Source organism: Streptomyces sp. NPDC059003 (assembly GCF_042740445.1).
Classification (GTDB): domain Bacteria; phylum Actinomycetota; class Actinomycetes; order Streptomycetales; family Streptomycetaceae; genus Streptomyces.
Map to the genome: position 1 here is coordinate 1,213 of NZ_JBHYJH010000399.1, position 1,572 is coordinate 2,784.

The 1,572-nt window shown below is 57.1% G+C and carries 1 rRNA gene (only partly in view); it reads right to left on the bottom strand.

Annotated features, from left to right (window positions below):
• A 23S ribosomal RNA gene (locus ACFWZ5_RS46030) occupies positions 1-1,572 on the bottom strand (its annotated part extends 1,212 nt beyond the left edge of the window); the annotation flags it as partial.

A 1,572-nucleotide genomic window follows, 5' to 3' on the forward strand; every position in this document is an offset into this window, starting at 1 on the left:
CCTGTGTTTTTAGTAAACAGTCGCTTCTCGCTGGTCTCTGCGGCCACCCCCAGCTCACGGAGTAAATCCGGTCACCGGGTGTGGCCCCCCTTCTCCCGAAGTTACGGGGGCATTTTGCCGAGTTCCTTAACCATAGTTCACCCGAACGCCTCGGTATTCTCTACCTGACCACCTGAGTCGGTTTAGGGTACGGGCCGCCATGAAACTCGCTAGAGGCTTTTCTCGACAGCATAGGATCATCCACTTCACCACAATCGGCTCGGCATCAGGTCTCACCCTCATGAACGACGGATTTGCCTATCGTTCGGGCTACACCCTTACCCCGGGACAACCACCGCCCGGGCTGGACTACCTTCCTGCGTCACCCCATCACTCACCTACTACAAGTCTGGTCCGTCGGCTCCACCACTTCCCTTTCCCCGAAGGGTCCGGGACGGCTTCACGGACTTAGCATCGCCTGATTCGATGTTTGACGCTTCACAGCGGGTACCGGAATATCAACCGGTTATCCATCGACTACGCCTGTCGGCCTCGCCTTAGGTCCCGACTTACCCTGGGCAGATCAGCTTGACCCAGGAACCCTTAGTCAATCGGCGCACACGTTTCTCACGTATGTATCGCTACTCATGCCTGCATTCTCACTCGTGAACCGTCCACCACTGCCTTCCGGCGCAGCTTCACCCGGCACACGACGCTCCCCTACCCATCCATACAGGCGTTAGCCCTCATGTATGAATGACACGACTTCGGCGGTACGCTTGAGCCCCGCTACATTGTCGGCGCGGAATCACTAGACCAGTGAGCTATTACGCACTCTTTCAAGGGTGGCTGCTTCTAAGCCAACCTCCTGGTTGTCTCTGCGACTCCACATCCTTTCCCACTTAGCGTACGCTTAGGGGCCTTAGTCGATGCTCTGGGCTGTTTCCCTCTCGACCATGGAGCTTATCCCCCACAGTCTCACTGCCGCGCTCTCACTTACCGGCATTCGGAGTTTGGCTAAGGTCAGTAACCCGGTAGGGCCCATCGCCTATCCAGTGCTCTACCTCCGGCAAGAAACACACGACGCTGCACCTAAATGCATTTCGGGGAGAACCAGCTATCACGGAGTTTGATTGGCCTTTCACCCCTAACCACAGGTCATCCCCCAGGTTTTCAACCCTGGTGGGTTCGGCCCTCCACGACCTCTTACAGCCGCTTCAGCCTGCCCATGGCTAGATCACTCCGCTTCGGGTCTTGAGCGCGCTACTCTACCGCCCTGTTCGGACTCGCTTTCGCTACGGCTTCCCCACACGGGTTAACCTCGCAACACACCGCAAACTCGCAGGCTCATTCTTCAAAAGGCACGCAGTCACGAGATGAAGAGCAAGCTCTCCATCCGACGCTCCCACGGCTTGTAGGCACACGGTTTCAGGTACTATTTCACTCCGCTCCCGCGGTACTTTTCACCATTCCCTCACGGTACTATCCGCTATCGGTCACCAGGGAATATTTAGGCTTAACGGGTGGTCCCGCCAGATTCACACGGGATTTCTCGGGCCCCGTGCTACTTGGGTGTCTCTCAAACGAGCCGCT